This window comes from Roseovarius dicentrarchi (assembly GCF_003316635.1).
In the GTDB taxonomy this organism is placed as follows: domain Bacteria; phylum Pseudomonadota; class Alphaproteobacteria; order Rhodobacterales; family Rhodobacteraceae; genus Roseovarius; species Roseovarius dicentrarchi.
Genome location: NZ_QNQP01000050.1, coordinates 1 through 4,664 on the forward strand (window position 1 = coordinate 1; position 4,664 = coordinate 4,664).

A 4,664-nucleotide genomic window follows, 5' to 3' on the forward strand; every position below is an offset into this window, starting at 1 on the left:
CTGACGTCATCGCCCGCATCTCCGACATGCCGGTCTCACGCCTGCACGAGTTGCTGCCGTGGGAATGGAACGCAGCAACGCACCAAGTCAAGGCTGCCTGACCGCGGCCCTCGGCGGATGTTTACGCTCAGGCTTTATTGTCTGCCGTCCCAAAAGGGCTTTAAACAACGCTTCTGTGCATTCCTTATGGCATTTCACGGATGCGGGGTGCCATTATCGCAAAAGGCACGCACATTTTAATTATCAATGCATACACACAAGAATAAGCGGTTTTGTGCAGCTGTCTACAATCCTAATTTTTGGTCCTGAGGGAAGACTTGGGTCTCAGTATGTATTACATGGGCTTACCGACACTGCGGCAAGGATTAGAGCATGAACGCTGTTGAAATCGAAGAGGCCATTTCCACCTTGGCCGAGCAGCCGTTCGATGCGGGCGAGTTCCCCTATGCCTTCCTGCTGGCGTTCGGGAACAAAGAGACCACCATCAAGCGCCTGCGCACGGGCGCGTCCAACAAATCTGACATCGACGGTGTTCTTCAGACCAGCAACATCCACCTCAAGACCTGCATCAAGGGCGAGGTGGCCCAGACCCTCACAGCCCTCAAAGACAGCCCCGCCACCACCAAGTCCAAGGCAAAGTTCATCCTTGCCACCGATGGCACCGATCTTGAGGCCGAGGACATCACCACCGGCGACACCATCGCCTGCGCCTATACCGATTTCCCCGACCACTTCGGGTTCTTCCTGCCGCTGGCGGGGATCAGCACCGTCAAGCAGATCCGCGAAAGCGCGTTTGACATCCGCGCGACCAGCCGCCTCAACCGGCTTTATGTCAAACTGATCGAGGATAACCCCAACTGGGGCACCGCCGCGCGGCGCCATGACATGAACCACTTCATGGCGCGGCTGATCTTTTGCTTCTTCGCCGAAGACACCGATATTTTTGTCAGCGATAACCTGTTCACCGCGACGATTGACCAGATGTCGAACCGCGATGGGTCCAACACCCACGAGATCATCAGCGAAATCTTCCGCGCGATGAACACTGCCATTGCGGACAGGGCAGGGGCCAAGCTGCCCCGCTGGGCCGATGCCTTTCCCTATGTGAACGGTGGGTTGTTCTCGGGCAGCACCGAGGCGCCGCGCTTTTCCAAGATCGCGCAGCGCTACCTCAGCCATATCGGCTCGCTCGACTGGACCCAGATCAACCCCGACATTTTCGGCTCGATGATCCAGGCCGTGGCCGATGATGAGGAGCGCGGCGCACTGGGGATGCATTACACCTCCGTGCCGAACATCCTGAAGGTGCTGAACCCGCTGTTTCTTGATGATCTGCGCGAGGCGCTCACGGCGGCGGGCGACAACCCGCGCAAGTTGAAAAACCTGCGCGCCCGTATGGCCAAGATACGGGTGTTTGATCCGGCCTGCGGGTCGGGCAACTTTCTTGTCATCGCCTACAAGGAAATCCGCGCGCTTGAATTCGAGCTGAACAAGCGCAGCGGCACGCCCGAGCGGCGCAGTGACATTCCCCTAACCAACTACCGCGGGATAGAGCTGCGGGATTTCTCGGCCGAGATCGCTCGCCTTGCGCTAATCATTGCGGAGTATCAGTGTGATGTGACCTATCTGGGCCAGAAAGAGGCGCTGGCCGAGTTCCTGCCGCTGGATGCGCAAAACTGGATCACCTGTGGCAACGCGCTGCGGCTTGACTGGCTGTCGATCTGCCCGCCCACGGGGACGGGGGTGACGTTTCAGTCGGACGATCTGTTCATGTCACCGCTGGAGCAGGCCCAGATTGATTTCGAGAACGAGGGCGGAGAAACCTATATCTGTGGCAACCCGCCCTATCTGGGATCGACGTGGCAGAGCAAAGAGCAGAAAGAAGACCTTGGCCGCATCTTTGACGGGCGCACCAAAAGCTGGAAGTCGCTCGACTATGTCGCGGGCTGGTTTATGAAAGCCGCCGATTACGGGCTACACACGCCGACCTTGTCGGCCTTTGTGTCCACCAACTCCATCTGTCAGGGGCAGCAGGTGCCGATCCTTTGGCCGCTCATTTTCGAGACAGGGCACGAGATTTCCTTTGCCCATACCTCGTTCAAATGGGCCAACCTGGCCAGCCACAACGCAGGTGTGACCGTGGCGATTATCGGAATCTCTAACCACGCAGGGCAGGGGCGAAAACTCTATTCGCTGGATAGTGAGGGTGAGACGGTGCTGAAAGAGGGCGATAACATCAACGCCTATCTGGTCGCCGCGCCAAACGTTGTTGTTCAGAAATCATCAAAGCCACTGACAGGCGTTGCAGAAATGAGTTTCGGCAACAAGCCTGTTGATGGCGGAAACCTCTTGATGAGTTCCGACGAGGTTGCAGCGCTTAACCTTACGCCCGACCAACACAAACGGTTCATCCGGCGCATTTATGGCTCTGCTGAGTTTATCCGTGGACTGGAGCGCTATTGCCTGTGGGTTGAGGACCGACACCTTGAAGAAGCCATGCAGATAGCGCCAGTTAAGGCTCGGATTGAGGGCGTGCGGAAAATGCGGTTGGACAGCCGTGATAAAAGCGCAAACGAAATGGCCAAGCGTGCGCATCAAATGCGCGAGATGCGCATAGGTGATAGTTGGACACTGGCCATGCCCAGGACGTCGTCGGAGGCGCGGCCATTTCTTCCGGCGGGAATAATTGACAATCGCTCCAGTGTAACAAGTGAAGCCTTCGCCCTCTACGATGCCCCGCTCTGGAATATGGCACTGATCGCCTCCCGCATCCATTTGGTCTGGATCGCCACGGTCTGCGGCAAGCTGGAAACACGATACCGCTACTCCAACACCATGGGCTGGAATACCTTCCCCGTCCCGAAGCTGACAGAGAAAAACAAAGCCGATCTTACGCGATGCGCCACCGACATCCTGCTCGCCCGCGAGGCGCATTTCCCCGCCACCATCGCCGATCTCTACAACCCTGACACTATGCCCGAAAACCTGCGCGCCGCCCACGCCCGCAACGACGAGGTGCTGGAACGCATCTACATCGGCCGCCGCTTTCGCAACGACACCGAGCGGCTGGAAAAGCTGTTCGATATGTATACGAAAATGACCACCAAGGTGAGCGCGTGATGTTCGATCGCATTGCCTACGGCGATCTGAATTCGCGCCAGAAGGAAAATTACAACTTTCAGAAAGTAGCGGCGCGGCTGGCCGATTACGGGTTCAACAGCATCCGTCTGACCGATGACTGGCAAGGTGCCGATTTCATTGCCGTGCATATCGACGGAGAGACCTTCCTCAAGGTGCAGCTGAAAGGCCGCTTGATCATTGATCGCAAATATCAGGGGAAGGGGATCCACGTCGCCTTTATCCACGGTGACGATGTGTATCTTTATGACCACGATGCCTTGGTGCATTTTATGGAAGACAACGCCAAAATCGGCGCCGATAGCGTGACCTGGCACGAAAAGGGCTTTCGCAGTTGGCCCAGCCCGCCAGCTTGGGCCATCACCTATCTCAGCGATTTCAGGATTTCTCTATGACCGGGGTCAAGAAGATCGGCATGGGGCATATGCAGGACGGGCTTGCACCGGCAATCACTGTAGATAAATGCCAGAAATCGGCATTTATCTACAGTGATTCTGCAAATTTGCGTAGGGACGTCAAAATGTTCGTAAAACCAACTTATGTTGGTCGGTTGTTCGACAAACTACGGTAACGAGCTGCTATCGGTGATAAATTCGAATTTCAATGTGATTTCACCGCCACTTTGCTCACACCTCGTTCGGTGGGAAGGTGTATGATATAAGCTTAGTATTTTTTTGTTTTTGAAGGATTTTTTTGTTTCTTGGTTTTTGTTGCGAAGGTGTGATTTGGGGCGGTAACCCTATGAGACGCTGCCCATCACGCAGGCGAAATAGGCAATAGTGTTCCCCGCAGAGCCCGATGCATTTGACATATGCAGTCGCGCTATCTCAGATGATGCCCGTATTTTTGAGATAAGGCTTGCTGCGAGCTTCCTTTCTGACATAAGGTTTTTCATATCTTCAAACGCAGGCAGTTTTCTGACATATGAACATTACAGACTTCAAAGCTGGCCAGCTTGAGGAGCGCTATCAATACAGGGCGTTCCTGCCCGAACGCGTCTGTCACGAGTGGATTGTCGCTGATCCAGAGCTGAGCGAGCTGGTGGGCCGGGCTGACCGCGCGCTTGGGGAGTTGAATGCCTTTGCGCAGCTGATACCTGATATCGATTTCTTCATCCGGATGTATGTTGCCAAGGAAGCGACGCAATCGAGCAGGATCGAAGGCACCCAGACCAACATTGAAGATGCATTCAAGGATGCCGATGATCTGAACCCCGAAGAGCGTGACGACTGGTCTGAGGTGCAGAACTACATCAACGCGATCAACTTTGCGATTGATGCGCTGGAGGAACTGCCGCTCTCTAACCGTTTGCTACGCCAGACACACGAGATTTTGCTGACTGGTGTGCGCGGTGAGAGCAAACAGCCCGGTGCTTTTCGGACCAGCCAGAACTGGATTGGCTGTTGATTGTCATTGAGAACTGACCCGGCATTTTCATCGAGATCTGACCCACCCAGTCGTTATGATCTGCTGATTATGATGGCGTCAATGCTGTTGCCTCCTTTCGCTTTTTCTTCGCTGTTTCG

Annotated in this window: 4 protein-coding genes; all 4 read left to right on the forward strand. The window is 55.2% G+C overall.

The window, feature by feature from the left end:
* Positions 1-372: 372 nt before the first annotated feature.
* Positions 373-3,120 (forward strand): class I SAM-dependent DNA methyltransferase, encoded by a 2,748-nt coding sequence (locus DQ230_RS16570; protein WP_113913670.1) that lies wholly within the window; start codon positions 373-375, stop codon positions 3,118-3,120.
* A complete protein-coding gene (locus DQ230_RS16575; RefSeq protein ID WP_113913671.1) occupies positions 3,120-3,533 on the forward strand; it encodes a hypothetical protein in 414 nt (137 codons plus the stop codon). Before DQ230_RS16570 ends, DQ230_RS16575 begins: the two co-directional genes overlap by 1 nt.
* The gene (locus tag DQ230_RS16580; protein ID WP_113913672.1) at positions 3,530-3,709 is read left to right on the forward strand and encodes a hypothetical protein; all 180 of its coding nucleotides are present in this window, start codon (positions 3,530-3,532) and stop codon (positions 3,707-3,709) included. The genes DQ230_RS16575 and DQ230_RS16580 overlap by 4 nt, the downstream gene beginning before the upstream one ends.
* A 353-nt stretch (positions 3,710-4,062) precedes the next feature.
* Positions 4,063-4,545: a Fic/DOC family N-terminal domain-containing protein gene (locus DQ230_RS16585; RefSeq protein WP_203228119.1), complete on the forward strand. Its 483-nt coding sequence runs from the start codon at positions 4,063-4,065 to the stop codon at positions 4,543-4,545.
* The last annotated feature ends 119 nt before the right edge of the window (positions 4,546-4,664 follow it).

Excerpts from the sequence above, each read along its gene's own strand:
- DQ230_RS16570 (WP_113913670.1), top strand. The coding sequence starts at position 373 with ATGAACGCTGTTGAAATCGAAGAGGCCATTTCCACCTTGGCCGAGCAG.
- DQ230_RS16575 (WP_113913671.1), top strand. The coding sequence starts at position 3,120 with ATGTTCGATCGCATTGCCTACGGCGATCTGAATTCGCGCCAGAAGGAA.
- DQ230_RS16580 (WP_113913672.1), top strand. The coding sequence starts at position 3,530 with ATGACCGGGGTCAAGAAGATCGGCATGGGGCATATGCAGGACGGGCTT.
- DQ230_RS16585 (WP_203228119.1), top strand. The coding sequence starts at position 4,063 with ATGAACATTACAGACTTCAAAGCTGGCCAGCTTGAGGAGCGCTATCAA.